The following is a 26,611-nucleotide window of genomic DNA, read 5'->3' as shown; positions in this document are numbered from 1 at the left end:
GCCATGGCGGCAGCACAACCCCAGCAATCCGAGGCGCTTGGCGCCCTGCGTGTGCAGATCGACGCGCTCGACCGCCAGTTGCTCGAACTGCTCAATGAGCGCGCGCGCGTCGCCGAGCAGGTCGGTGAGCTCAAGCGACAGGAAGGTTCGCCCTTCTTTCGGCCCGATCGTGTGGCGCAGGTGATCGACAAGATCCAGGCCGCCAACCCGGGGCCCCTGCTCAACCAGCACGTGGCGGCCATCTGGCGTGAAATCATGTCGGCCTGCCTCGCGCTTGAAACGCCCCAGCGGGTCGCGGTGCTCGGCCCGCAAGGCACGTTCTGCGAGCAGGCCGCGGTGGAGTTTTTTGGCAGCGCGGCCAACCTGATCTACTGCGCCAGCTTCGACGAGGTGTTCCACGCCACGGCCGCCGGCACCGCGCAGTTCGGCGTGGTCGGCATGGAAAACTCCACCGAAGGCGTGGTCACGCGCTCGCTGGACTTGTTCCTGCGCTCGCCGGTTCACGTGGTCGGTGAGGTCAGTCTGCTGATCCGCCACAACCTCCTGCGCCGCGAGTCATCGCTGGACAACATCCAGGTGGTGATGGCCCACCCGCAGGCGCTCGCGCAGTGCCAGGGCTGGCTCAGCCAGCACCTGCCCCACGCGGAGCGGCGTGCAGTGGCCAGCAATGCCGAGGGCGCGCGGCTGGCCGCCGAGGACCCCAGCGCCGCCGCACTGGCCAGCGAACGGGCTGCCGCCCAGTTCGGACTGCACATCGTGGCCCACGCCGTGCAGGACGAGGCCTACAACCGCACCCGTTTCGCGGTGATCTGCCTGCCCCAGACGCTGGCCATGCCGCCCGCCTCGGGACGCGACTGCACCAGCCTGGTGGTGTCGGTGCCCAACCGGCCGGGCGCGGTGCACGACCTGCTCGTCCCACTCAAGCAACACGGCGTGTCAATGACGCGTTTCGAATCCCGTCCGGCCAAGTCCGGTCAGTGGGAGTACTACTTCTACATCGACATTGCCGGCCATCCGAGTCAGCCCCACGTGGCCGCCGCGCTCGACGAACTCAAGAGCCTGTGTGCCTTCTACAAGGTGCTGGGCGCGTACCCGGTCACCGACTGACCGGACCGACCCTCCGCCGGACTCCTTCACATGCCCATGTTTGAACAACTCGGACTGATCGGCTGCGGCCTGATGGGCGGCTCATTTGCCCTGGCCCTCAAACGCGCCGGCTTGGTCAAGCGCGTCGTTGGCTACAGCAAGTCGCCCTCCACCACTGAGCGCGCGCGCCAGATGGGGGTGATCGACATTGAAGCGCCGTCGGCGCTGCTGGCGGTGTCCGGCGCGGACATCGTGCTGCTCGCCGTGCCCGTGGCCGCCACCGAGCCCACGCTCAAGGCCATCCGCCATCTGGTCAACAAAGACGTGCTGATCATGGACGTCGGCTCGACCAAGCGCGACGTGATCGACGCCGCACGGCGCGTGCTGCGCGACCAGGTGGGCGTGTTCGTACCGGCGCACCCCATCGCCGGCAAGGAGCTGGCCGGCGTGGAACATGCCGACGCCGACCTGTACACCGGCCGGCAGGTGATCCTCACGCCGATTGAGCGCACACAGGTCACTCAGCTGGAACGCGCGCGCCAGCTGTGGACGGCGCTGGGTTGTCAGGTGAAGGAAATGTCCCCCGAGGCCCACGATGCGGCCTATGCGGCCGTGAGCCACTTGCCCCACATGATTGCCTTCGCGCTGATGAACGCGATCCAGGCACAGGCGCAAGCCGAGGACTTCCTGTCGCTGGCCGGCCCGGGCTTTCGCGACTTCACCCGGATCGCCGCCAGCGATCCGGCGGTGTGGCGCGACATCCTGTTGTCCAACCGGGAGGAGTTGCTGGCCCAGTCACGCCTGTTCCAGCGCTCCCTGCACGCGCTGGAAACCGCCCTGAACGCCGGCAACCCCGACGCGCTGGAAACCTTGATCGAACAGGCCAGCCACGCCCGCGCCCGATGGCGCATGGGCGCCAAGCCCCGCCCCTGACGCGCGCCATGTACGACATCGCCCACCTCGACCTGCCGCCGCTGCAGGCCGCCGGCGGCACGGTCCGCCTGCCCGGCTCCAAGAGCATCTCCAACCGCGTGCTGCTGCTTGCGGCGCTGAGTGAGGGCCACACCGACGTGGTGGACCTGCTCGATTCCGACGACACCCGTGTGATGTTGACCGCCCTGGCGGCCCTCGGCTGCCCGACCGAAACCCAGCCGGACGGCAGCCTGCGCGTGCACGGCCTGGGCCCCCGGTGGCCCGTGCGCGAAGCGTCGCTGTTTCTCGGCAACGCCGGCACCGCGATGCGGCCGTTGACAGCCGCCCTGGCGCTGATGGCAACACGCGACGGCGGCCGCTACGAACTCAGCGGTGTGGCGCGCATGCACGAGCGGCCGATCGGCGATCTGGTGGACGCGCTGCGGCAGCTGGGCTGTTCCGTGGACTGCCTGGGTCAGCCGGGCTTCCCGCCGCTGCGGGTGGGCGATGGCCTCGCACAACCGCTCGCGCTGGACGCCCCCATCCGGGTGCGCGGCGACGTGTCCAGCCAATTCCTCACCGCCCTGCTGCTTGCGCTGCCGCTGGTGGCCGTGGAGCGCGAGATCACGATCGAGGTGATCGGCGAGCTGATCTCCAGGCCGTACATCGAAATCACCCTGAACCTGCTGGCCCGGTTTGGCGTGACCGTGCAGCGTGAAGGCTGGTCGCGTTTCACCATCCCGGCGGGCAGCCGGTACCGGTCGCCCGGGCGCATCGCCGTCGAGGGTGATGCCTCGTCGGCCAGCTACTTCATTGCCCTCGGCGCCATCGCCCCGGCAGCGCCCGCGACCGACGGCATCGTCATCGAGGGCGTGGGCCTCTCCTCGATTCAGGGCGACATCCGCTTCGTCGAGGCCGCGCGCCAGATGGGGGCGGTGGTGGAAGGGGAAGACAACCGGCTGCGCATCCGCCGCGGCGCCTGGCCGCTCAAGGCCATCGACCTCGACTGCAACCACATCCCCGACGCGGCCATGACCCTGGCCGCGATGGCCTTGTTCGCCGACGGTCCGAGCACCCTGCGCAACATCGCGAGCTGGCGTGTGAAGGAGACCGACCGCATCGCGGCCATGGCCACCGAATGCCGCCGCCTGGGTGCGTCCGTCGACGAGGGACCCGACTGGCTGCGCATCCATCCACCGGCGCGCTGGACGTCGGCCCACATTCACACCTACGACGATCACCGGGTGGCGATGTGCTTCTCGCTGGCCGCCTTCAACCCGGCTGGCGTGACCGTGCGCATCGACGACCCCAAGTGCGTCGCCAAGACCTTCCCGGACTACTTCGAGACGCTGTTCCGCGTGTGCACGCCGGCGCCGGGCGCGGTACCGGTGATCTGCATCGACGGTCCCACCGCGTCCGGCAAAGGCACCCTGGCGGCCGAGCTTGCCGCGCGACTGGGCTACCACCTGCTCGACTCCGGCGCGTTGTACCGGCTCGTCGGCCTCGCCGCCGAGCGCGCCGGGCTGTCGACCGACGAAACCGCGTTGAGCGACCCGGACCACGCGGACCGCTTGGCCGCCCTGGCACGCGGACTGCCGGTTCGCTTCGCGCCCGGCCGGGTGTGGCTGGGCCCAGAAGACGTCACCGAGGCGCTGCGCACCGAGGCCGCCGGCATGGCGGCCTCGCGGGTGTCGGTGCTGGCCGGTGTCCGGCAGGCGCTGGTGGCCCTGCAACACGACTGCCGCCGCCTGCCCGGGCTGGTGGCAGACGGGCGCGACATGGGCACCGTGATCTTTCCCGATGCGCCCCTGAAGGTCTACCTCACCGCCAGCGCCGTGCAGCGGGCCGAACGGCGCTATAAGCAATTGATTTCAAAGGGAATCCCTGCTAGACTCGATGACCTTCTGGCGGACCTTCAGGCGCGGGATGCGCGCGACACGCAGCGCACCCATGCCCCCCTGAAACCCGCCGGAGACGCTCTTCTGCTCGACAACTCCGCGCTGGACATCGACGCTTCGGTGCAGCGGGTGCTGGCGTGGTGGAACGAGCGGCAGGCGGTGCCAGTTCGCTGACGCCGCGCCGGCCCCAACGACCCCGCCGGGCATCCCCGCCCGCAGGTCCGAGGGTTCTACCAACCAACCCCGCGGTGTTTCGCACCGCATTCGCAACACCGCCCGACCGTCCCTGCCGCGCCCAATGATTTGGGCACAGCCGCGCCGACGCCTGGCGGTATCAGGAAACCCCATGTCTGAATCTTTTGCCGCCCTGTTCGAAGAATCCCTCAAGCGCGCTGAAATGCGCTCGGGTGAAGTCATCACCGCCGAGGTCGTTCGCATCGAACACAACCACGTGGTGGTCAACGCCGGTCTGAAATCGGAAGCCTACGTGCCGCTGTCCGAATTCAAGAACGACCAGGGCGAGCTCGAAGTGCAGGTCGGCGACTTTGTGTCCGTCGCAATCGACTCGGTGGAAAACGGCTTCGGCGACACCCTGCTGTCGCGCGACAAGGCCAAGCGCCTGGCGTCGTGGATGGCGCTGGAAAAGGCGCTCGAGTCCGGGGAATTCGTGACCGGCACCACCGGCGCGAAGGTCAAGGGCGGCCTGAAGGTCATGGTCAACGGCATCAGCGCCTTCCTGCCGGGCTCGCTGGTCGACAGCCGTCCGACCAAGGACCTCACCCCGTACGAGAACAAGACCCTCGAATTCAAGGTCATCAAGCTTGACCGCAAGCGCAACAACGTGGTGCTGAGCCGCCGCGCCGTGGTGGAAGCCTCCATGGGCGAAGAGCGCGCCAAGCTGATGGACACGCTCAAAGAAGGCGCCATCGTCCACGGCGTGGTCAAGAACATCACCGAGTACGGCGCCTTCGTCGACCTGGGTGGCATCGACGGCCTGCTGCACATCACCGACATGGCCTGGCGCCGCGTGCGCCACCCCAGCGAGGTGGTCACCGCCGGTCAGGAAATCACCGCCAAGATCCTCAAGTTCGACACCGAAAAGCACCGCGTGTCGCTGGGCCTCAAGCAGATGGGCGACGACCCGTGGCTGGGCGTGAGCCGCCGCTACCCGCAGGGCACCCGCATGTTCGGCAAGGTCACGAACATCGCCGACTACGGCGCATTCGTGGAGTTGGAGCCGGGCATCGAAGGTCTGGTGCACGTCTCCGAAATGGACTGGACCAACAAGAACGTGGCCCCGAGCAAGCTGGTCTCGCTGGGGGACGAAGTCGAGGTCATGGTCCTCGACATCGACGAGGACAAGCGCCGCATTTCGCTGGGCATGAAGCAGTGCAAGGCCAATCCCTGGCACGAGTTTGCTGAAGGCACCAAGCGTGGCGACCGCGTGAAGGGCCCGATCAAGTCGATCACCGACTTCGGCGTGTTCGTCGGCCTGGCCGCTGGCATCGATGGCCTGGTGCACCTGTCCGACCTGTCCTGGAACGAGCCCGGCGAAACCGCCGTGCGCAACTACAAGAAGGGCCAGGAAGTCGAGGCCGTGGTGCTGGCGATCGACGTCGAACGCGAGCGCATCAGCCTGGGCATCAAGCAGCTCGACGGCGACCCGTTCACGACCTTTGTGTCGGTGAACGACAAGGGCTCCGTGGTGACCGGCAAGGTCAAGACCGTGGATGCCAAGGGCGCCGAAATCGATCTGGGCAATGACGTGCTGGGCTACCTGCGCGCCTCCGAGATCAGCCGCGACCGCGTGGAAGACGCCCGCAACGTGCTGAAAGAAGGCGACGAAGTCACCACCGTCGTGGTCAACGTGGATCGCAAGACCCGCAACATCCAGCTGTCGATCAAGGCGAAGGACGCGGCCGACCAGCAGGAAGCCATGGCCAGCCTGAGCCAGAACTCGGGCAACGCCGGCACCACCAGCCTGGGTGCCCTGCTGCGCGCCAAGCTCGACAACAGCAACAACGGCCGTTGATGACCGCCCTCCCCCAGCAGGCGCCGGCTTTCGCAGGCGCTTGCGGGGGCGTGTGACACCCCCCCCAGCTCGCCCATGACCCGCAGCGATCTCGTCGAAGCCCTGGCGGCCCGCTTCAGCCAGCTCACCCACCGCGACGCGGAGTACGCCGTCAAGGCGATTCTCGACGCGATGGGGGACGCGCTGGTCAAGGGCCACCGGATCGAAATCCGCGGGTTCGGCAGCTTTTCCGTCAATCGCCGCTCGCCGCGCGTGGGACGCAACCCGCGATCCGGCGAGAGCGTCATGATCCCGGAGAAGCGGGTGCCGCATTTCAAGCCGGGCAAGGCCCTGCGCGAGCAGGTGGACGCCCGCACGGCCCAGCTTCTGGCGGAGCCCGACGGCGAATCGCCCCGGCGCTGACCGCCCCCTCGCTACAATGCCCTTCGACCACGGAGGGCCCGTTGCGATACCTCATGTGGCTGCTCAACGCAGCCCTTTTTTTTGTGCTGTTCGCCTTCGCGCTGAACAACCAAGACCCGATCACGCTGCACTTTTTCTTTGGCGCGCGCTGGCAGGCGCCGCTGGTGCTGGTGGTGCTGCTGTCGGTGTTGGTCGGCGTGTGCCTCGGCGTGATCGTGATGCTGCCCTTGTGGCTCAAGGCCCGTCGCGCGCGTGCGGTGCGGCCGTCGGTGGCGGGCGAATCGACGCTGCAACCGCCGTCCAGCATGCTCAGCGGCGACAGCTCGATGCTCCCCCCCGACCGCGTCCCGCCCCGCCATGGATCTTGACCTGACCTGGCTCCTCTGGGGCCTCCCGCTGGCCTTCGCGGCCGGCTGGGCCGCGTCCCGCGTGGACCTGCGGCAATGGCGGATGGAGAGCCGCCAGGCCCCCAAGGCCTACTTCCGCGGCCTCAACCACCTGCTCAACGAACAGCAAGACCAGGCCATCGATGCATTCATCGAAGCGGTGCAGGGCGACCCGGACACGGCCGAACTGCACTTCGCGCTGGGCAACCTCTTCCGCCGGCGTGGCGACTACGACCGGGCTGTTCGTGTGCACGAGCACCTGATGGCGCGGGCCGACCTCAGCCGGCAGGAACGCGACCGCGCACAACACGCACTCGCGCTGGACTTTCTGAAGGCGGGTCTTCTCGACCGGGCCGAGGCCGCCCTGCATCGCCTGGAAGGCACCGCCTTCGAAGCCGAAGCCCGGCTGGCCTTGCTGGGCATTTACGAGCGTTCACGCGACTGGCCTCAGGCGCAGGCGGTGGCGGAGAAACTGGATCAGGCGCAGCCCGGCAGTTTCACCGCCCGCCTGGCGCACTACCTGTGCGAACAGGCCGATGCTGCCCTGCGGGATGGCCAAGGCGATCGCACCAGGGCGCTGCTGGACGAGGCCGTGCACCGCGCCCCCAGCCTGCCACGTCCCTGGGTGGCTCGGGCGGCGCTGCGCGCGCAGCGCGACGACGCCACGGGCGCCCTCGATGATCTGCTGGCGCTGGCTCGGCACGCGCCGCAGGCGCTTCCGCTGGCCGCCGCCCACCTGGCAGACCTCGCCAGCAAAACCGGACGTTCAAACGAGGCCCGGCAAGTGCTGCAAGCCGCCCAGGCCCGCGCGCCCTCGCTCGACGTCACTGAGGCCCTGGCACGGCTGGCGCCGGACCCCGCTGCGGCCCGGGACACGCTGATGGCGCACCTGCAGAGCGAACCGTCGCTGGTGATCGCCGCCCAGTGGCTGGCGGGCGAGCCCTCCTTGTCCGGCGACGCAGCGCCGGCGGTCCGGCGCGCGCTGGATCAGGCCTGCGGCCCGCTGCGCCGCTACCGCTGCGCCGCGTGCGGCTTCGAAGCACGTCAGCACTTCTGGCAATGTCCCGGGTGCCAGGCCTGGGACAGCTACCCCGCGCGGCGCGTCGAAGAGATCTGATCTATTCGCCGTGGGACGGGTCCCCCGGGCCCCGAAGGAAAGGCCACGCGGTGTCCGGTAGACCGGACACCGCGGGCCCGTGGGCCCATCGGCGGGGCAGGCGTCAAGGATTGCCGTAACCGCCACCGCCCGGCGTGTGGATCTCAAAAATGTCACCGGGCGCCATCTCGGTTTGGCCGATGTGTGCCAAGGTCTCTTCGCGACCGTCCGAGCGGACCACCCGGTTGACGCCCGGAGCGCCGGCCTGACCGCCCGCCATGCCGAAAGCCGGATGCACGCGCCCGTTGGACAGGATGCTGGCCGTCATGGGCTTCAGGAAACGGACGCGGCGCACCCCACCATCGCCACCGCGCCAACGGCCTGCGCCCCCGGAGCCTCGACGAATCTCGTAACTCTCCAGGCGCACCGGAAAACGGAACTCCAGGATCTCCGGGTCCGTCAGGCGCGAGTTGGTCATGTGGGTCTGCACCACCGCCGTGCCATCGAATCCTTCGCCGGCGCCGCTGCCGCCGGAGATGGTTTCGTAGTACTGGTGGGTGGCGTCGCCGAAGGTGAAGTTGTTCATCGTCGGCTGGCTGCCCGCCATCACGCCCAGCGCGCCGTACAGCGCGTTGGTGATGCAGGTCGACGTTTCCACGTTGCCCGCCACCACCGAGGCCGGCGGGTTGGGGTTGAGCATGCACCCCGGCGGAATGATCACCTCCAGTGGCTTCAGACAGCCGGCGTTGAGCGGGATGTCGTCGTCCACCAGCGTGCGGAACACGTACAACACCGCCGCCATGCAGACCGCGCGCGGCGCGTTGAAGTTGTTGGTCTGCTGCGGGCTTGTGCCCGTGAAATCGATCGTCGCCCCACGCTGCGCCGCGTTCACCCGCACCGCCACACGGATCTGGGCGCCGTTGTCCAGCGGCAGGGTGAATTCACCGTCCTTCAAGCGCGTGATCACGCGCCGCACCGACTCTTCGGCGTTGTCCTGCACGTGGCGCATGTAGGCCTGCACCACGTCCAGCCCGAACTGATCGACCATGCGGCGCAGTTCCTGCACGCCCTTCTCGTTGGCGGCGATCTGGGCCTTCAGGTCGGCCATGTTTTGCTGCGGGTTGCGGCTGGGGTATTCGCCGCTCTGCAGAAGCGCAACCATCTCGGCCTCACGCAGCCGACCGCCCTCGACCAGCTTCACGTTGTTGATCTGCACGCCCTCTTCCTCGATGCGTGTGGAGAACGGCGGCATCGAGCCCGGCGTGGTGCCGCCGATGTCGGCGTGGTGGCCGCGTGAACCGACATAGAACGTCGGCTGGGCGCCGTCGCCGACATACACCGGCGTGATCACGGTGACATCGGGCAGGTGCGTGCCGCCGTGGTACGGGTCGTTGAGCACGTACACATCACCGGGCTGCATGCGCCCCTCGTTCTCGCGGATCACCGTCTTGATGCTCTCGCCCATCGAACCGAGGTGGACCGGCATGTGCGGTGCGTTGGCGATCAGGTTGCCCTCTGCGTCGAACAAGGCGCAGGAGAAATCGAGACGCTCCTTGATGTTGACCGAGTAAGCGGTGTTCTGCAGCTGCAACCCCATCTGCTCGGCGATGTTCATGAACAGGTTGTTGAACACCTCCAGCAGCACCGGGTCCACGGTGGTGCCCGCCGCGTGGCGCACGGTGCGGGGCACGCGACGCTCGAGCACGATGTGGTCGAGCGCGGTGAGCTGCGCCTCCCAGCCGGGCTCCACCACCGTGGTGGCATTCTTCTCCGCGATGATGGCCGGGCCCGGCACCACATCGCCCGGCCGGAGATCCTCGCGGACCACCAGCGCGGCATCCAGCCAGCGCCCTTCGGCGTACATCTGCACCGTGTCGCGCCGTGGCACCTCGCGAGGCTCATGCAGGCTGTGGCGCGGTTCGGCCGGTGCATCACCTGGCACCACGGCCTCCACCGACACCGCCTCCACGATCAAGCGTTTGCCCGGCATCAGGAACGCAAAGCGCTGCCGGTACGCGGCTTCAAAAGCCGCCTCGACCGCGTCGGGCGGGCCGAAAGGCACGACGAGCGCCGCGTCGCTGCCCTCGTACCGCACATGCACCCGGCGATGCACCGTCACTTCACCATCGCTCACGCGCTGACGACGCAACTCATCGCCCGCCTGCAGGGCCAGCGCATCAAGCGCGGCCCCGAGCGCCGCCATCGACGATGGGCCCAGGGCCTGCTCGATGGCCCGCTCGCGAATGACGTTCTGATCAGCCAGGCCCATGCCGTAGGCGCTGAGCACACCGGCCAGCGGGTGCACAAACACCCGCGTCATGCCCAGCTCGTCGGCCACCAGGCACGCGTGCTGCCCACCGGCGCCACCAAAGCACTGGAGGGTGTAGCGCGTGACGTCGTAACCGCGGGCCACGGAGATTTTCTTGATGGCGTTCGCCATCTGTTGCACCGCGATACGGATGAATCCCTCGGCGACGTCTTCGGCGGTGCGCCCGGTCTGCTGCGCCAGCTCGGCGAAGCGCTCACGCACCACGGCCGCGCTCAGGGGCTCATTGGCAAGAGGTCCGAACACGCGCGGAAAGTGGGCCGGCTGGATCTTGCCCAGCATCACATTGGCATCGGTCACCGCCAGCGGGCCGCCACGGCGGTAACTCGCGGGTCCGGGGTTGGCGCCGGCGCTTTCGGGGCCGACGCGAAAACGGGAGCCGTCAAAGCTCAGGATGGAGCCGCCACCCGCGGCCACGGTGTGGATGCTCATCATCGGCGCCCGCATGCGCACGCCGGCCACCTGCGTCTCAAACTCGCGCTCGAACGCGCCCGCGTAGTGCGACACGTCGGTCGAGGTGCCGCCCATGTCGAAGCCGATCACCTTGTCGTGACCGGCGAGCGTCGCCGTCCGCGCCATGCCCACGATGCCGCCCGCCGGGCCGGACAGGATGGCGTCCTTGCCCTGGAACCGGTGCGCGTCGGTCAAGCCGCCGCTGCTCTGCATGAAGAACAGCGGCACGCCCGGCATCTCGCTGGCGACCTGCTCCACATAGCGACGCAGGATCGGCGAGAGGTAGGCATCGACCACCGTGGTGTCGCCACGGCTGACGAACTTCATCATCGGACTGGTTTCGTGCGAGGTGCTGACCTGGGTGAAGCCGATCTCCCGCGCCAGCCGGGCGGCGGCGGCCTCGTGGGCGGTGAAACGGTAGCCATGCATGAACACGATGGCCACGCTGCGTAGGCCCGCGTCGAAAGCCGCCCACAGCCGCTCGCGCAGATGGGCCTCATCAAGCGGCTGGACGACGCTGCCGTCGGCCTCCAGCCGCTCCTGCGCCTCGATCACGCGGCTGTAGAGCAACTCAGGCAGCTGGATGCGGCGGTCAAACAGCCGCGGGCGGTTCTGGTAGGCGATGCGCAGCGCGTCGCGAAAGCCGCGGGTGGTGACCAGCAGCGTGGGCTCCCCTTTGCGCTCCAGCAGCGCATTGGTCGCCACCGTGGTGCCCATCTTCACGCAGGCCACCTGCACCGGCGTCACCGGCTCACCGGCCTTCAGGCCGAGCAGATGGCGAATGCCGGCGACCGCGGCGTCGCGGTATTGCTCCGGGTTTTCGGACAGCAGCTTGTGGGTGGTCAGGGTGCCATCGGGCCGCTTGGCCACGATGTCGGTGAAGGTGCCGCCGCGGTCGATCCAGAACTGCCAGCGGTTGTCGGGAGAGTGATTCATGGTGGTCAGAGCGATGCGGCGCTGCGCGCAGCTTGGTCATAGATGCCGGAGAGCACACGCAGCAGCCGCGCGAGTTCGCCGATGTCGTGGTTGAGCGCGTCGTCCGCCTTCAGCGCATTGATCAGGCAGCCCTCGCGGATCTCCCGGTACCGGGTGACGAAGGCTTTGCCGGCCTCGGTGGGGCCGTAGGTGACTTCCTTGCCGTTTTTGCTGGACACCACCACGCCCAGCCCCTGCAGCTTCTTGAGCGAGTAGTTGATGAGGTGCGTGTCCTCGACGTTCATGATGAAGGCGATATCGGCCAGCCGCTTGTCCCGCGCGCGGTGCGTCACGTGGTGCAGCACCAGGACGTCGAGCGCGGTGAGGTCCTTCAGGCCCGCGGCGCTCATGCAGTGAACGATCCAGCGGTGAAAGGCGTTGCCGGCCACGATCAGGCCGAACTCGAACTCGCTCATCTCGGCGCTGTGGGGCGACACCAGGTGTGCCGACGAGACGATGGGCGCATCGACCGGGCCGGTCGACGGCGTGACGGGGGTGGGAGGGGCTTTGCCGCGCACCATGGTGGGCTCCTCGTGGTCTGGAATGGGGCGCAGTGTAGGGTCTGTTCTGACAATTTGCCAACATTTTGTTGACGTTAAGGGAAAACCCCGATCACACTTTATCGCCACATCATTAGAGTCCGCTCACCCCTTCCGCCCCAACCACAGGAGCTCTCCCCATGAAACGACGCCTGTTCAGTCTCACCCTGGCCGCCGGTGCCCTGGCAGCCTCCTTGCCTGCCGCCGCCCAGACCACCTGGGACCTGCCGTCCGCCTACCCGGCGACCAACTTCCACACCGTCAACCTCGCCACCTTCGCCAGCGACGTCGAGAAAGCCACCGGCGGCAAGCTGAAGATCACGGTGCACGCCAACGCCGCGCTGTTCAAGGCGCCCGAGATCAAGCGGGCGGTGCAGGGTGGGCAGGCCCAGATCGGTGAAATCCTGCTGGCCGCGTACCAGAACGAATGGCCCATGTTCGGCGCCGACGGCATCCCCTTCCTGGCCACCAGCTACGACGAGTCCCGCAAGCTCTATGCCGCGCAAAAGCCGATCCTGCAAAAGAAGCTCGCCGAGCAGGGCCTGATGCTGCTGTACTCGGTGGCCTGGCCGCCGCAGGGCATCTACAGCAAGAAGCCGCTGGCCAGCGCCGCCGATCTCAAGGGCAGCAAATGGCGCGCCTACAGCCCGGCGACCTCGCGCATCGCCCAGCTCGTGGGAGCACAGCCGGTGACGGTGCAGGCCGCCGAGCTCTCGCAGGCGCTGGCGACCGGCGTGGTCGAGACCAACATGACCTCCGGCGCCACCGGCGTGGACAGCAAGCTGTTCGAGCACCTGAAGTTCTATTACGACGTGCAGGCCTGGCTGCCGAAGAACGCGGTCATCGTCAACAAACGCGCCTTCGACGCGCTGGACAAGGCCAGCCAGGACGCGCTGCTGAAGGCCGCCGCCGAGGCCGAGACCCGCGGCTGGGCTGCCTCGCAGAAGGTGAACACGGATTCGCTGGCCACGCTGCGGGCCAACGGCATGAGCGTCGAGCCGGGCAGCGCCGCGCTGCGCTCTGACATGCAAAAGGTCGGCGCCACGATGCTGCAGGAGTGGCTCTCGCAGGCCGGCGCCGAAGGTCAGCAACTGATGGACGCCTACAAGAAGTAAGCCCCACCGCCTGAGCCCCGTCCGGTCAACCGGCGGTACCGGACGCCCGCCGGTACCGCCGGGGCCGGGCGTCGCGACGGGCGCTCCACCGGACGCTTCCATGCGCAAAACCCTTGACGCCCTTTACCTCGGCGCTGGCTGGCTGGCCGCGCTGTTCATGATCGGTGTGCTGGTGATGGTCCTCGTGTCCATCGTCAGTCGCCTGGCGGGCGTGTACGTGCCCGGCACCGATTCGTACGCCGGCTACGCCATGGCCGGCGCCGGCTTCCTCGCCCTGTCCCACACGCTCAAGCACGGCGAACACATCCGCGTGACGCTGATCATCGGACGCCTCACCGGCAGCGCGCGGCGCGCGCTGGAGCTCTGGTCGCTGGCGGTGGGCACGCTGCTGGCGGGCCTGCTCTGCTTCTACAGCTGGCGCCTGGTGTACCAGTCGCGCCTGTTCCACGACATCTCCACCGGCACCGACGCGACCCCGCTGTGGATTCCGCAGCTGCTGATGGGCGTGGGCGCCACCATCCTGCTGATCGCCCTGATCGACGAGACCGTGCTGGAATGGCGCGGGCAGCGCCAGCAACACAGCGGAGACACCCGCCATGAATGACCTCCTGATCACTGGCTTGCTGGTTGTCTCGCTGTTCCTGCTGCTGGGCAGCGGGGTGTGGATCGGCCTCACGCTGACCGGCGTGGCCTGGATCGGCATGGAGCTGTTCTCCAGCCGCCCGGCCGGCGACGCCATGGCCCTGACCATCTGGGGCTCGGCCAGCAGCTGGACGCTGACCGCGCTGCCGCTGTTCATCTGGATGGGCGAGATCCTGTTCCGCACCAAGCTGTCGGAGAGCATGTTCCGGGGCCTCGCGCCCTGGGTGAACGCCCTGCCCGGCCGCCTGCTGCACACCAACATCGTGGGCAGCACGATCTTTGCCGCGGTATCGGGCTCCTCGGCCGCCACCTGCGCCACCATCGGCAAGATGACCATCCCGGAGCTGACGCGCCGCGGCTACCCGCCGGAAAAGATCGTCGGCTCGCTGGGGGGCGCCAGCACGCTGGGCCTGCTGATTCCGCCCTCGATCATCATGATCGTCTACGGCGTGGCCGCCGAGGTGTCGATTGCCAAGCTGTTCGTGGCCGGCGTGATCCCTGGCCTGCTGCTGGCCGCGCTGTTCAGCGGCGCCATCGTGGTCTGGGCGCTGCTCAACCCGACGGCCGTGCCGCGCAGCGACGAGCGCCTGGGCTTCGTGGACAAACTGCGCGAGAGCCGTCACCTGATTCCGGTGGTGCTGCTGATCGGCGGCGTGATCGGCACCATCTACACCGGCATCGCCACCGCCACCGAAGCAGCGGGCGTGGGTGTGGTGGGGGCGCTGATCCTGTCGGCCTCGCAGGGTTCGCTGTCGTGGCAGAGCTTTCGCGACTCGCTGCTGGGCGCCACGCGGCTGTACTGCATGATCGCGCTGATCCTCGCCGGCGCGGCCTTCCTCACGCTGGCCATGGGCTACATCGGTCTGCCGCGGCACCTCGCCGAATGGGTGGGCGGCCTCGGTCTCACCCCGGGGATGCTGCTGATCGCACTGGCGCTGTTCTACATCCTGCTCGGCTGCTTCCTGGACGGCATCTCGATGATCGTGCTGACCATGGGCGTGATCCTTCCCACCGTCACGGCCGCGGGCATCGACCTGATCTGGTTCGGCATCTTCATCGTGATCGTGGTGGAGATGGCGCAGATCACGCCGCCGGTGGGCTTCAACCTGTTCGTGCTGCAAGGCATGACCAAGCGCGATATCGACTGGATCGCCAAGGCCTGCCTGCCCTACTTCTTCCTGATGGTGCTGGCGATCCTGCTGCTCTACTGGTTCCCGGGTCTGGTGACCTGGCTGCCATCGAGGATGTGAGTCCGCCCGCCGGCTAAGATCACGACCCCGCCTCGCGCGGGGTCTGTGTTTTCTGGAGTGCCTCTTTCGTGTTCAAGAACCTCACGCTCTACCGCCTCGCCCCCGGCTGGTCGCCCACGCCCGATGCCATGGAGCGCGCGCTGGACGACCACCGCTTCGCGCCCTGCAGCGCCACGCAGGACAAGGCGGTGGGCTGGGTGGAGCCGCGCGGCGAGGCCCACGGCCCGCTGGTGGAGGCGGTCGCGGGACAACGCATCCTCAGGCTGCAGATCGAGACCAAGGCCGTGCCCGGGGCCGTGGTGCGCCGCAAGGCGCAGGAAGCGGCCGACCACATCGAAGCCACGACCGGCCGCAAGCCCGGCAAGAAGGAAACCAAGGCGCTGCGGGAGGACGCCCGCCAGGCCCTGCTTCCGCAGGCCTTCGCACGGCAACAGTCGGTGTGGGTCTGGATCGACCCCGAACGCGGCTGGCTGGCCACCGACGCCAGCAGCAGCGGCAAGAACGACGAAGTGATCACCGCGCTCGTGCGCGCCTTCGACGGCCTGGCGGTCTCGCTGTTCAACACCCAGGTCACGCCGCAGAGCGCCATGACGCAGTGGCTCAGTGCCACCGACCCGGCCGACTGGCCTGAGGGCCTGGCGGTGGAGCGCGAGTGCGAACTGCGCTCCAGCGACGAGGAACGCTCGGTCGTGCGCTTCACGCGCCACCACCTGTTCAACGACGAGGTGCGCCGCCACGTCGCCGAGGGCAAGTTGCCGACGCGGCTGGCCATGAGCTGGGAGGGCCGGGTCGGCTTCGTGCTGACCGAGAGCATGGCGCTGAAGAAGATCGCGTTTCTGGAGGGTGTGTTTGAAGAACGCACCGGCGGCGACGAGGAGACCTTCGACAGCAACGTGGCCATCGGCACCGGGGAACTGCGGCAGGTGCTGGACGCGCTCATCGCCGCGCTGGGCGGCGAACTGCTGCCGGGACAGGCCCCGCTTGCCGCCGCAGCGTCTGCCACGGGCCTGGCCACTGACGACGACGGCCCGCCGTTCTGACCATGGCGTCTGTCCTGGCCCTGTGTCTGGGCGCCTGCGCCGGCGCGCTGCTGCGCTGGCGTCTGGGTCTGTGGCTCAACACGCCGGGCGCCCTGCTGCCCTGGGGCACGCTGGCGGCCAACTGGATCGGCGCCTACGCCATCGGCCTGTGCATGGCTTTCTTTCAGGCCCAGCCGCAACTCGACCCGGCGTGGAAGCTCGCCATCGTGACCGGTCTGCTGGGCGCCCTCACCACCTTTTCGACGTTCTCCATCGAGGTTGTCACCTTGCTGCAGCAAGGGCGCCTCGCGCTGGCCACAGGCGTGGCCACGCTGCACCTCGCCGGGTCGCTGCTGCTGACCTGGCTGGGTCTCAAGACCCTGGCCTGAAGCGTCAGCCGGTGGTCACGGCCACCGACACTGACACGCCACTGCGCACACTTTCCGTCACCGTGCAGAAGGCCTCGAACTGGGCCAGCACGCGATCAAGGTGCTCCATGCCGGCGCCTGGTTTTTCCAGGTGGATGTCGACCGCGATCTGCGTGACGCGCACGCGCCCTTCGGCATTGCGGCCTTGGGTCAGCGTGGCGCGGGCCGTCACGAGGCCGGGGTCCTGCTTGAACTTCGCGAGTGAAAACAGCAGGCTGGAGCACAGGCAATTGGCGACAGCGGCGCCCAGCAGATGCTCCGGAGACGGTCCGGCGCCCTGGCCGAGCGGCTCAGGCAGATCGCCCGTCACCGGGCCGAGTCCGTCGCCAAAATCGACCAGGAACTGGTATCCCTGCTGGCGGGTGACGGTGAGGCTGAGGGACTGACTCATGGTCTGCTCCGATGCAAAGCATCGAGCGTAACGCCTGCGGACGGCCGCTCTGTGCGCCACCGCACCGATGCGGCGGCGCGAATGCCCCACGCTGCGAGATCAGCACGGCCACAGGCGTCTCCGCCGGGCGGCTCTTCGCCGATCACCAGAGGGCTTCCCCATGAACTATCAGGAACGCGACACCCACGGGATGTACGCCTCACACACCTCAGGCAGCGACGGGCCACAACTGATGGGAGCCCACACACTGCAGGGCAACCCCGTGCTCAACCGACGCGGCGAAGCACTCACCGAGCTGAAGGACATCGTGCTCGACATGCACTCCGGCCGGGTGCTTTTTGCGGTGATGTCGGTCGGGGGCTTCATGGGCATGGGAGAAAAGCTGTTTGCGGTGCCCTGGTCGGCGCTGAAGATCGACGCGGCGCGCAAATGCTTCATTCTGGATGTGGAAAAAGACCGTCTCACCGGCCACACCTTCGAAAAGGACCACTGGCCCGACATGACCGATCCGGCGTGGGTGAAGCAGGTGCGCGACTTCTACCGGCAATACACGCCGCTCGGCGCGTCATCGTGAGCACCACCGGAACACGCGGGGCCGCGCGACACCCGCGCACCACGGCGCGGCCGACGCCCTCGGCCGCTGCACCGGGCGAGCGGGGCCAGACAACCGGTGCCGACACGCCCTCCACCGTGATGCAGCTGCACCTGCAACTGCGCTATGAGGTGTCGGCGCCCGGGGCAGATTTCGTGTTCAACATTCATGCGGCGCACACCGCCTGTCAACGGGTCAGCGCGGAGATGCTGCAGATCAACCAGCCCGTGGCCTGGCACCTGGAAACCGAGCCGCACAGCGGCAACCGTTATCTGCGCTTGCACGCCACCGAGGGTCCGTTGGTGGTGCAGTACGGCGCCGTGGTGGCGCTGACCCACCTGCACCTTGACGCCAAGGACCTGCCCGAACGACCGGTGGGCGAGCTGCCCTCCGTCGTGTTGCCCTACATGCGCCCGAGCCGCTACTGCGAGTCGGACCGGCTCGCGCGATTCGCACAACGTGAGTTCGGACGCCTGCCAGCCGGCGCTGGCCGTGTGCAGACCATTGCCCGATGGGTGCAGAACCACATCAGCTTCCGCTCGCGCAGCTCGGTCGGTTCAACGTCGGCGGTGGACACGCTGATCAGCCGCGAAGGCGTGTGCCGCGATTTTGCGCACCTGATGATTGCCCTGTGTCGGGCGCTGAACATGCCCGCGCGCTTCACCACCGGCACGGACTACGGCGCCGATCCCGCGCTCGGACCGCCCGACTTTCACGCCTACGTGGAGATTTTCCTCGGACGGCACTGGTGCATCTTCGACCCCTCGGGCACGTCCATCCCCGACGGCCTGGTGCGCCTGGGCACCGGACGCGACGCGGCCGATGTCGCTTTCGCCACGATGTTCGGGCCGGTGATTCCGAAACGCCCCGAAGTCAGCGGTATCGCCATCGTCGGGGGCGCCACCGCAGCAGCCATGCCGCTGGAGACGATTCTGTCCACCGACGGCCCGATTTCGTCCTGAGAAACCACGGGGCGGCCCGGCTGGACCCACGGAGCGCCACCGTGGGGCAGCGAACAGACCGCCACACACCGGACCGGCGACCATGGGCGTTTCACCCCATCGGCATCCAACTCAACACCACCATGAAACACCCAGCCCTGCGATCGAAGCGACGCCCCCCGGTCCCGCACGCCGGCACCGAGCCCCCGGCACCCGCCATGCCCGCACCCGGGCAGCCTCTGGGCTGCGGACCCAACGGCCGACAGCGCATCGAACAGGACGCGCTGGGTGATGTACCGGTGGCAGAGACCGCGCTGTGGGGCGCCCAGACCCAGCGGGCCCTGCACCACTTCTCCATGCATGCCGACCCGATGCCTTACCCGGTGATCGAAGCGCTCGCCCTGATCAAGTCCACCGCCGCCCGCGCCAACGCGGCCCTGGGCATGCTCGACGCGGTGCAGGCGGAGGCGATCGCCCGCGCCGGGGAAGAGGTGCTGCGGGGCCGCCACCGCGAGGCATTCGGTGTCTCGGCCTGGCAAAGCGGCTCGGGCACACAGACCCACATGAACATGAATGAGGTGCTGGCCAACCGCGCCTCGGAACTGCTCGGCGGGGGCCGCGGGTCGGCCCGCACGGTGCATCCGAACGACCACGTCAACCTCGGCCAGTCGTCCAACGACATCATGCCCAGCGCCGTGCACCTGGCCGTGCTCCAGGTCTCCCGAGAACAACTCACGCCCGCCATCGAGAGCCTGGTGACCACGCTGGCGACCCACGTCCAGGCGTTCAGGGCGGTGGTCAAGACCGGACGCACCCACCTGCAGGACGCGGTCCCGCTGACCCTGGGGCATGAGGTCGCGGCCTGGAAAAGCCAGCTGGAGACCGCGCACCACCACTACCGGCAGGCGCTCTCCTCGCTGAACCATCTCGCGCTCGGCGGTACCGCCGTCGGCTCCGGACTGAACGCGCATCCCCGGTTCGGCGGCCTGGTGATCCGGGCCCTGGCCGAGGCCACCGGGCACCCGTTGCGCCCCGCGGTCGATCCCTACGCAGCCCAGGCGGCTCATGACGACCTGCTGGCCGTTCACAGCGCCTTGCGGGGGCTGGCGGTGGTGCTGATGAAGATCGCCAACGACATCCGCCTGCTCGGCAGCGGCCCGCGCTGCGGGCTGGGGGAACTGCTCGTACCGGCCAACGAACCGGGCAGCTCGGCCATGCCGGGCAAGGTCAACCCCAGCCAGTGCGAGGCCTTGGTGATGATGGCCGGTCAGGTGCTGGGCAACGACGTGGCGATGGCGTTCGCCGGGACCAGCGGCCACCTGCAGCTCAACACCGCCCTGCCACTCATGGCGCACAACCTCATGCACAGCCTGCAGCTGTTGGCGCATGGCATCCGCGACTTCGACCGTCATTGCGTGCAGGGACTCGAGCCCAACCACGCGCGCATCGCCGAGCATCTGGCGAATTCGCTGATGCTCACCACCGCGCTGGTGCCACACCTGGGCCACGGGCCGGCAGCGCGGCTGGCCCAGCAGGCCCTGGCACAAGGGCTGAGCCTGCGTGACGTGGCGATCCACCAGGGAGGTCTGACCGCCGAGCAGTTTGATGCCTGGGTGTGCCCGGCCCAGATGGCCGGCCTGGGCAGTCGCGCCGACGCAGCGACCTAACCGCCGCCGCGCTGCATGTACAGATCGAAGCGGCGCATGAAGGCGTAACGCTGCGCGGCGTCCAGGCCATCGAAGGCGAAGCGAACGCGCAGGACCGGCATGCGCATCAGCGCGATCGCACGCGGTGGCTGCGGCTGCCAATCGATGCGCAGGCGGCCCGCGCCGATGGTGGCCTCAGCCAGCCCATCACCCAAGGTCCACGGGTGATCGCCCATGGCAGCCGGCAGCCAGCCCAGCCACTCGGACACGGTGCAGCCCATGTCGCGCTCGAAGCGCTCGGCGTAGGCCGACTGCACGCCTCAGCCCCCGGCGATCGGTGGCCAGATGGCCAGCACATCGCCTTCGTTGAGCGTGGCGGTCAGGCGATGCTCGGGCGCGATGTACTTGCCATTGACCAGCACCAGATGCACCAGCTTCGGCGGCAGACCGAAGGGCTCAATGATGCGGGCGATGGGCGTGGCCGGGTCGATATCGAGCTCGACCTGGTTGGCGCGGCGGGCGTCCGGCGGCAGGTAGTCGGTGAGCGTGGCGAACAGCTTGAACGTGATTTTCATGGGTGTCATTGTGTGCCGCGCCAGCAGACCCGCCTGATGGCGGCGTGCGGTGTCAACGTCGGCGCGCGTCCTCCGCGCCAGCCCACTGGCCCTGCGCCTGGGCGGCGCCGAGGTAAGCATCCATCAGGCGCGTCGGATCTTCCTTGAGCTTGTCTTTCCACGGACCCAGACGCACCTGGCCCTCGACCAGCCCGCGCATCACGCCAACGTGTTCGGTCCAACCCACCGAGTTGCAGCCCACCATCACGTCGTCCTTGAACTGCAGGCTCAGGTGGCGGCCGGCGGCCTTGTCGGTCAGCTCCACGTGTTCGCCACCGGGCACGCCTTCCCAGTTGCCGAAGCTCGTGGAGATCATGCCCAGCGTGTCGAGCACGTTGATCTGCGTCACGCCCTTGAGGTCGGCCTTCTGGCCCACCATGTTGAGCGCCGCCACGCGCGCCTGCTCGGCGGCGTTGGGCTGAATCGCGCTGACGATGGTTTTGCCGCTGACCTTGTCGAAGGCCTCGGCGCAATCGCCGGCGGCGTAGATGCCCGGCACGTTGGTCTGCAGGTGTTCGTCGGTGAGCACGCCCAGCAAGCAGGTCACACCCGAGTCCTTGAGGAAACCGATCGCCGGGCGCACCCCCGTGGCGCTGATCACCAGATCCACCTCCACCGTCTCGCCGGACGACAGCTTCACCCGCAGGCCTTTGCCGGCCGGCGCGTCGCCGCCACCCAGCCCCAGGGCACCGGCGATCTTGGCGACCACGCCCACCGGCGCGGCGGGAGCGGCGGCCGACTCGATGGCTTCCACCTTCGTGCCGGTGAACACGCGCACGCCCTGCTTCTCGCACCAGTCCTTGATCATGCCGCCGGCCGTGGGCCCCATCATGCGCGGCACCATGCGGTCGCCCATCTCCACCACACTGAGGGCCACACCGCGCTGCTTGAGGGCCTCCATGATGATGCAGCCGATGAAGCCCGCGCCCATCTGCAGCACGCGCGCGCCCGGCTGCGCGAGCTTCATGATGGCGCGCGCGTCTTCCAGCGTCCAGCAGGGGTGCACGCCGGGCAGGTCCATGCCGGGGATCGGCGGACGCACCGGGTGAGAGCCGGTGGCGATGAGCAGCCGGTCGAACGACAGCGTCTGGCCGTCGTCGAGGGCGACCGTGCGCGCCGCCGCGTCCACGCGGGTCGCACGTGCGCGGCGCTGGTCAACGCGCAAGTTCTGGAAGTGCGCCGCGCTCTTGCGCAGGTAGGTGCCCGGCTCCTGGATGTTGCCGATCAGCAGGTAGGGGATCGCCATGCGCGAGTACGGCGGCTCCGGCTCATCGCCCACGAGGGTGATGCGGTCGTTGGGGGCGTGTTTGCGGATGGTCTCCGCGGCAATGACGCCAGCGGGGCCGGCGCCGAGGATCACGTGATGCATGTGCGTCTCCTGGGATGACGAAGGGGGGTGCGGGACCGGGCAGGGCTGAAACGACTGGCGGGCCCGAGGCCCGCCACGCCGCGGCCTGGCCGCGTCAATCCCGGCCGCGCCGCGGCCGGGTCATCCCGTTTCACAGACCCAGACGGGCCTTGGTTTCCGCGGTCGGACGGCCTTCGCTGTCCCAGCCGCGCACGGCGTAGTACTTCGGGAGCATCTCGGGCAGCTTGCTGACCATGCCTTTGGAAGCGCCGGTCTTGGCAGCTTCGGTCAGCAGACGCTTGGGCAGCGAGTCGTCCTTGGCGGTGAAGCCGGCGGCGTTGTTGAACTCGCGCTCCATGTTCCAGATGCGCTCGCCAATCTTTTCCAGCTCCTCGGTCGTGTAGGCCTCGTCGCACGCGGCTTGCAGCTGCGGGGCGAGGTCGGCCACGCCCCAGGCGAAGGTGGTGAACACGCACAGGCCCGACGAGTCGAACGCGGCGGTGGCATCCTGGAAGGCCTTCACGAGTTCGGGCTTGCCTTCGCTCTCCACCGGGTCGGTCTTGACCGGAATGCCCAGCACCTCGGAGGCGATGGTGTAGCCGCGCAGGTGGCAGGCACCGCGGTTGGAGGTGGCGTAGGCCAGGCCGATGCCCTGGATGGCGCGACCGTCGTAGGCGGGGAATTCCTGGCCTTTGACGCTCATGGACAGGTCGGGGTGGCCGTACTTCTTGGTCAGGCGGGCCGAGCCGAGGGCGATCTCCTTGCCGAAGCCTTCGCCCTTGCCGGTCATCTCGGCGAAAGCGGCCAGCGCAGCGGCCGATCCGAACGGCGCCTCGATGCCGATCTGCTCCTTGGTGAGCACGCCCATCTCGTACAGCTCCATCACCGCGCCGACGGTGGCACCGAAGCTGATCGGGTCCATGCCGTACTCGTTGCACAGCAGGTTGGCGTACTGCAGCGCTTCCAGGTCGTTCACGCCGTTGGCCGCACCCAGCGCCCAGGCCGCTTCGTACTCCAGGCCGCCGGAGGCGCCCCAGTACTGCGGCTTGTTCTGCACCGTGAAGTGGCTCTCATCCATCTTGCTGATGCGGCCGCACGCGATGGTGCAGCCGAAACAGGCCTGGTTGGTCACCAAGTGCTTCTTGCCGTCGGTGGCGCGCGGCGTGGCCATGGCCTCGGCCGAGATGTCCTTGGCGCCTTCGAACTGCACGTCGCGGTGGTTGCGGGTGGGCAGCGCGCCGACTTCGTTGATGACGTTCATCAGCACCTGGGTGCCGTAGGTGGGCAGGCCCTGGCCGGTCACGGCGTTCTCGGCGAGGATCTTCTTCTTCTCGAAGGTCGCCTTCATGAAGCCCTTCGGGTCGCGGATGTTGCCCACGCCCTTGGTGCCGCGCACCGCGATCGCCTTGAGGTTCTTGCTGCCCATCACGGCGCCGACACCCGAGCGGCCGGCCGCGCGGTGGAGGTCGTTCACGATGGCGGCGTACAGCACCTGGTTCTCACCGGCCTGGCCGATCGAGGACACACGCACCAGCGGATCCTGCAGGGAGGTCTTGAGGATTTCCTCGGTCTTCCAGACGGTCTGGCCCCACAGGTGGGTGGCGTCGCGCAGCTCGGCCACATCGTCGTTGATGTAGAGGTACACCGGCTTGGGCGACTTGCCCTCGAAGATGATCATGTCCCAGCCGGCCATCTTCAGCTCGGCGCCCCAGTAGCCGCCCGAGTTGGAGCAGGCGATGGCGCCGGTCAGCGGGCCTTTGGTGATCACGGTGTAGCGGCCGCCGGTGGAGGCCATGGTGCCGGTCAGCGGGCCGGTCGACCAGATGATCTTGTTGTCGGGCGACAGCGGATCGACCTTGGGGTCGACTTCGCTGATGAGGTATTTGCTGCCCAGCCCGCGCGAGCCGATGTAGGCGCGCGCCCACTCGCGGTTCAGCGGCTCGGATTTGACAGTGCCGGCGGTCAGGTTGACGCGGAGGATTTTTCCAGCCCAAGACATGTGTGTGCTCCTAAAGTCTCGTCGGGTGGGGATCAGGCGGCGCTGGGCTGGTTGCCCAGCTTGTCGGCCCACTGCTTCATCTTGTCGATGCCGGTCCAATTGGCGTCGATGAAGGTGATGGCGCTGGTCGGGCAGGCCTCGGCGCAGGCCGGTTCGCCGCCGCACAGGTCGCACTTCTGGACCTTGCCGGTCTCCTGGACGTAGTTGATCGTGCCGAAGGGGCAGGCGATCGTGCAGACCTTGCAGCCCACACAGGTGGTCTCGTTCACCACCTTGGCGCCGGTGGCCTTGTCCACCGTGATGGCCTCCACCGGGCAGGCGTGCAGGCACCAGGCCTCGTCGCACTGCGTGCAGGTGTACGGGACTTTCTTGCCGGTGTGATGGAAGTCAAACACCTTGATGCGCGACTTCGAGGTGGCGTAGGTGCCATAGTTCTCGAAAGAGCAGGCCATCTCGCACTGCAGGCAGCCGGTGCATTTGTCCGGGTTGATGTGAAGGATCTTTTGCATCTGTGTCTCCAAGTGGGGCAGAGGCCGCGCAGCAAGGTCTTATGCGCATCTCTGCATACGATTGTTCGGGGCCGTCGCCCAATTGCATCAGGGGTTAACCCTGACGCGCTCGCGGCCATCGGAAAAAGTCTCAGATTGCGACAGGCAGTTGAAAACGATTCTCAGGCGCCAGGCCGGCGTCTTGCGAAACAATGGGGTCTGGCCCACGACACCGCCTCTGGCTCCATGGAAAACCTCGATGTCACTGTCCTGAAAACCCTCCAAGGGTGGCGCGCGCAGGGCCGGCGTGCGCTGCTGGCCACCGTGGTGCGCACCTGGGGGTCGTCGCCGCGGCCGGTGGGGTCCACGATGGCCCTGTGCGACAACGGCGCCGTGGTGGGCTCGGTGTCGGGTGGCTGCATTGAAGATGACCTGATCTACCGCTACAGCCGCTCGGGGCAGGCGGCCATCGCCTCCGACACCCACCCCGAAGCGATCTCCCACGACATTCCGCATGGCCCGCCACAGCGCGTGGTGTACGGCGTCCATGCCGACGAAGCCCACCGCTTTGGCCTGCCCTGCGGTGGCACGCTGGAATTGCTGCTGGAGTTTGACCCGGACGCCGACAGCCTGAAGGCCCTGCTCGACGAGCTGGCGCGCGGCCATCTCGTGGAGCGTCGCACCGAGATCGCGACCGGCCAGGTCACCCTACACCCGGCCCTGGCCCCCACGCCCCTGATCGACGACGGCCGCCACCTGCACAACACCTTCGGCCCCGAGTACCGGATGCTGCTGATCGGGGCCGGGCAGCTCACCGAGTACCTCGCCACCATGGCGCTGTTCAGCGGCTTTGCGGTGACGGTGTGCGACCCGCGCGCCGAGTACCGCGGCGGCTGGAACGTCCCGGGCGTGACGGTCACCGCCGAGATGCCCGACGACGCCGTGCGCGCCTTCGGCCTGGACCGTCGCAGCTGCGTGATCGCGCTCACCCACGATCCCAAGCTGGACGACCTCGCCCTGCTCGAAGCGCTGGGCACCGAGGCGTTCTACATCGGCGCCATCGGCTCGCGCCGCAACAACGACGCGCGCCGTGCGCGCCTGATCGAGCACTTCGGCCAGACCGAGGCCAGCCTAGCCGCGCTGCGCGGGCCGATCGGGCTGTACATCGGCAGCCGGACGCCGCCGGAGATCGCGGTCAGCGTGATGGCCGAGGTGCTGGCGGTGAAGAATGGGGTGGCCCTGCCCCGCGACATGCACGTGGCGCCCGCCAAGGACGCGCTGGATGCCCCGGCCAGCGCGCCTGTGTGTTTCGCCGGACGGGGATGAGCCGACCGGCCGGGGCCACGGTCGTGGTCGTGCTCGCCGCCGGCGCGGGCCGGCGGCTGGGCGGTGTGCCGAAGGCGCTGGTGCGGCTGGGCGAGCGCACCGTGCTCGACCGCGTGCTGGCCGCCTCGGCGGCCCACGCGGACGCTGGCGTCTGGATCGTGCTGGGCCACCACGCCGAGGCCATCGTCGATGCGCTGCCTCGTCCCTGCGCGTCGGCCGGCCCATGGCACACGCTGCGCCTGGCCGATCCGGGCGATGACACCGCCCCGTCGCTGCACGCCGCGCTGGCAGCGCTGCCCGCAGGGGTGGGCCGCGTGGTGGTGCTGCTGGCCGATCAACCGCTGATCGGGGCGGACGATCTGCGCGCGGCCCTCGACGCCTTCGACCGCCGTCCCGCCGGCACCCACGTCCTGGTGCCGCACTGGCAGGGGCAACCCGGTCACCCGGTGGTGCTCGATGCCACCGCCCTGGCCGCCCTGCGCGCGCGGGGCCACGGCGGCGTGAAAGCCTGGCGGCGCGACCACCCGGCGGCCGTGCTGCTGTGGGACGCACCCAACGACCATCCCACGGTGGACATCGACACCGTCGAAGACGTCGCCCGCGTGGCCGAGCGGCTCGGCGCACTGGCATGGGCCTTGCCTGACGCTCCCCGGTCACACCGCGCGTGAGCGCGGTGTGTTGCACAACGGAGCAGCCCACTCGGCTTC

At 68.4% G+C, this 26,611-nt stretch carries 25 protein-coding genes; 17 read left to right on the top strand and 8 right to left on the bottom strand.

What is annotated here, in order from left to right:
• The first annotated feature begins 3 nt into the window (after positions 1–3).
• The 7 genes from pheA to lapB all read left to right on the top strand — a co-directional run bounded on the left by pheA (position 4) and on the right by lapB (position 7,833).
• The gene (gene pheA / locus AC2D80_RS04200; RefSeq protein WP_484631720.1) at positions 4–1,107 is read left to right on the top strand and encodes a prephenate dehydratase; all 1,104 of its coding nucleotides are present in this window, start codon (positions 4–6) and stop codon (positions 1,105–1,107) included.
• Between the two features lie 36 nt (positions 1,108–1,143).
• Entirely contained in the window at positions 1,144–2,019 is an 876-nt protein-coding gene (locus AC2D80_RS04195; protein WP_484632642.1) for a prephenate dehydrogenase, read from the top strand.
• A gap of 8 nt (positions 2,020–2,027) precedes the next feature.
• The gene (locus AC2D80_RS04190) at positions 2,028–4,070 is read left to right on the top strand and encodes a bifunctional 3-phosphoshikimate 1-carboxyvinyltransferase/cytidylate kinase (RefSeq protein WP_484631719.1); all 2,043 of its coding nucleotides are present in this window, start codon (positions 2,028–2,030) and stop codon (positions 4,068–4,070) included.
• Between the two features lie 172 nt (positions 4,071–4,242).
• The gene (rpsA, locus tag AC2D80_RS04185; RefSeq protein ID WP_484631718.1) at positions 4,243–5,928 is read left to right on the top strand and encodes a 30S ribosomal protein S1; all 1,686 of its coding nucleotides are present in this window, start codon (positions 4,243–4,245) and stop codon (positions 5,926–5,928) included.
• A 75-nt stretch (positions 5,929–6,003) separates the two neighbouring features.
• The gene (locus AC2D80_RS04180; protein WP_484631717.1) at positions 6,004–6,330 is read left to right on the top strand and encodes an integration host factor subunit beta; all 327 of its coding nucleotides are present in this window, start codon (positions 6,004–6,006) and stop codon (positions 6,328–6,330) included.
• 41 nt (positions 6,331–6,371) lie between these two features.
• Positions 6,372–6,698 (top strand): lipopolysaccharide assembly protein LapA domain-containing protein, encoded by a 327-nt coding sequence (locus AC2D80_RS04175; RefSeq protein WP_484631716.1) that lies wholly within the window; start codon positions 6,372–6,374, stop codon positions 6,696–6,698.
• Complete coding sequence (gene lapB / locus AC2D80_RS04170) at positions 6,688–7,833, top strand: lipopolysaccharide assembly protein LapB (protein WP_484631715.1); 1,146 nt, start codon at positions 6,688–6,690, stop codon at positions 7,831–7,833. Before AC2D80_RS04175 ends, lapB begins: the two co-directional genes overlap by 11 nt.
• Before the next feature lie 103 nt (positions 7,834–7,936).
• Here lapB and AC2D80_RS04165 read toward each other — a convergent pair whose 3' ends face one another.
• A complete protein-coding gene (locus tag AC2D80_RS04165) occupies positions 7,937–11,527 on the bottom strand; it encodes a hydantoinase B/oxoprolinase family protein (RefSeq protein WP_484631714.1) in 3,591 nt (1,196 codons plus the stop codon).
• Between the two features lie 5 nt (positions 11,528–11,532).
• Positions 11,533–12,087: a winged helix DNA-binding protein gene (locus AC2D80_RS04160; protein WP_484631713.1), complete on the bottom strand. Its 555-nt coding sequence runs from the start codon at positions 12,085–12,087 to the stop codon at positions 11,533–11,535.
• Positions 12,088–12,245: 158 nt separating this feature from the next.
• Between AC2D80_RS04160 and AC2D80_RS04155 the strand changes: the two genes are divergently transcribed.
• The 5 genes from AC2D80_RS04155 to crcB all read left to right on the top strand — a co-directional run bounded on the left by AC2D80_RS04155 (position 12,246) and on the right by crcB (position 16,520).
• Positions 12,246–13,220 carry a TRAP transporter substrate-binding protein gene (locus tag AC2D80_RS04155; RefSeq protein WP_484631712.1) on the top strand — a complete coding sequence of 325 codons (975 nt, stop codon included), beginning with the start codon at positions 12,246–12,248 and terminating at the stop codon, positions 13,218–13,220.
• Between the two features lie 100 nt (positions 13,221–13,320).
• A complete protein-coding gene (locus AC2D80_RS04150) occupies positions 13,321–13,824 on the top strand; it encodes a TRAP transporter small permease (protein WP_484631711.1) in 504 nt (167 codons plus the stop codon).
• Positions 13,817–15,112: a TRAP transporter large permease gene (locus AC2D80_RS04145; protein ID WP_484631710.1), complete on the top strand. Its 1,296-nt coding sequence runs from the start codon at positions 13,817–13,819 to the stop codon at positions 15,110–15,112. Before AC2D80_RS04150 ends, AC2D80_RS04145 begins: the two co-directional genes overlap by 8 nt.
• A gap of 68 nt (positions 15,113–15,180) precedes the next feature.
• Positions 15,181–16,152 carry a recombination-associated protein RdgC gene (locus tag AC2D80_RS04140; RefSeq protein ID WP_484631709.1) on the top strand — a complete coding sequence of 324 codons (972 nt, stop codon included), beginning with the start codon at positions 15,181–15,183 and terminating at the stop codon, positions 16,150–16,152.
• Positions 16,153–16,154: 2 nt separating this feature from the next.
• Positions 16,155–16,520: a fluoride efflux transporter CrcB gene (gene crcB, locus AC2D80_RS04135; protein ID WP_484631708.1), complete on the top strand. Its 366-nt coding sequence runs from the start codon at positions 16,155–16,157 to the stop codon at positions 16,518–16,520.
• Between the two features lie 4 nt (positions 16,521–16,524).
• Here crcB and AC2D80_RS04130 read toward each other — a convergent pair whose 3' ends face one another.
• Entirely contained in the window at positions 16,525–16,950 is a 426-nt protein-coding gene (locus AC2D80_RS04130; protein WP_484631707.1) for an OsmC family protein, read from the bottom strand.
• A 160-nt stretch (positions 16,951–17,110) separates the two neighbouring features.
• Between AC2D80_RS04130 and AC2D80_RS04125 the strand changes: the two genes are divergently transcribed.
• The 3 genes from AC2D80_RS04125 (at position 17,111) to AC2D80_RS04115 (ending at position 20,150) form a co-directional block, all read left to right on the top strand.
• On the top strand, positions 17,111–17,524 hold the full coding sequence (locus AC2D80_RS04125) for a PRC-barrel domain-containing protein (RefSeq protein WP_484631706.1): 414 nt from the start codon (positions 17,111–17,113) through the stop codon (positions 17,522–17,524).
• The gene (locus tag AC2D80_RS04120; RefSeq protein WP_484631705.1) at positions 17,521–18,504 is read left to right on the top strand and encodes a transglutaminase-like domain-containing protein; all 984 of its coding nucleotides are present in this window, start codon (positions 17,521–17,523) and stop codon (positions 18,502–18,504) included. Before AC2D80_RS04125 ends, AC2D80_RS04120 begins: the two co-directional genes overlap by 4 nt.
• Positions 18,505–18,701: 197 nt before the next feature.
• A complete protein-coding gene (locus AC2D80_RS04115; protein ID WP_484631704.1) occupies positions 18,702–20,150 on the top strand; it encodes a class II fumarate hydratase in 1,449 nt (482 codons plus the stop codon).
• Here AC2D80_RS04115 and AC2D80_RS04110 read toward each other — a convergent pair.
• The 5 genes from AC2D80_RS04110 to AC2D80_RS04090 all read right to left on the bottom strand — a co-directional run bounded on the left by AC2D80_RS04110 (position 20,147) and on the right by AC2D80_RS04090 (position 24,599).
• Positions 20,147–20,446, bottom strand: a complete 300-nt coding sequence (locus AC2D80_RS04110) for a hypothetical protein (RefSeq protein ID WP_484631703.1) — start codon at positions 20,444–20,446, stop codon at positions 20,147–20,149. The genes AC2D80_RS04115 and AC2D80_RS04110 overlap by 4 nt on opposite strands.
• Before the next feature lie 3 nt (positions 20,447–20,449).
• Positions 20,450–20,704, bottom strand: a complete 255-nt coding sequence (gene thiS / locus AC2D80_RS04105; RefSeq protein ID WP_484631702.1) for a sulfur carrier protein ThiS — start codon at positions 20,702–20,704, stop codon at positions 20,450–20,452.
• Between the two features lie 52 nt (positions 20,705–20,756).
• Positions 20,757–22,112, bottom strand: a complete 1,356-nt coding sequence (locus tag AC2D80_RS04100; protein ID WP_484631701.1) for an NAD(P)/FAD-dependent oxidoreductase — start codon at positions 22,110–22,112, stop codon at positions 20,757–20,759.
• 130 nt (positions 22,113–22,242) lie between these two features.
• Entirely contained in the window at positions 22,243–24,090 is a 1,848-nt protein-coding gene (locus tag AC2D80_RS04095; RefSeq protein WP_484631700.1) for an aldehyde ferredoxin oxidoreductase family protein, read from the bottom strand.
• A gap of 32 nt (positions 24,091–24,122) precedes the next feature.
• The gene (locus tag AC2D80_RS04090) at positions 24,123–24,599 is read right to left on the bottom strand and encodes a 4Fe-4S dicluster domain-containing protein (RefSeq protein ID WP_484631699.1); all 477 of its coding nucleotides are present in this window, start codon (positions 24,597–24,599) and stop codon (positions 24,123–24,125) included.
• Between the two features lie 225 nt (positions 24,600–24,824).
• Between AC2D80_RS04090 and AC2D80_RS04085 the strand changes: the two genes are divergently transcribed.
• On the top strand, positions 24,825–25,904 hold the full coding sequence (locus tag AC2D80_RS04085) for an XdhC family protein (RefSeq protein WP_484631698.1): 1,080 nt from the start codon (positions 24,825–24,827) through the stop codon (positions 25,902–25,904).
• Positions 25,901–26,572: a nucleotidyltransferase family protein gene (locus tag AC2D80_RS04080; RefSeq protein WP_484631697.1), complete on the top strand. Its 672-nt coding sequence runs from the start codon at positions 25,901–25,903 to the stop codon at positions 26,570–26,572. Before AC2D80_RS04085 ends, AC2D80_RS04080 begins: the two co-directional genes overlap by 4 nt.
• Positions 26,573–26,611: the final 39 nt, after the last annotated feature.

This window comes from Hydrogenophaga sp. T66 (assembly GCF_057219855.1).
The sequence above is the reverse complement of the archived record's forward strand: the minus strand, read 5'-3'. Positions and strand labels throughout refer to the sequence as shown.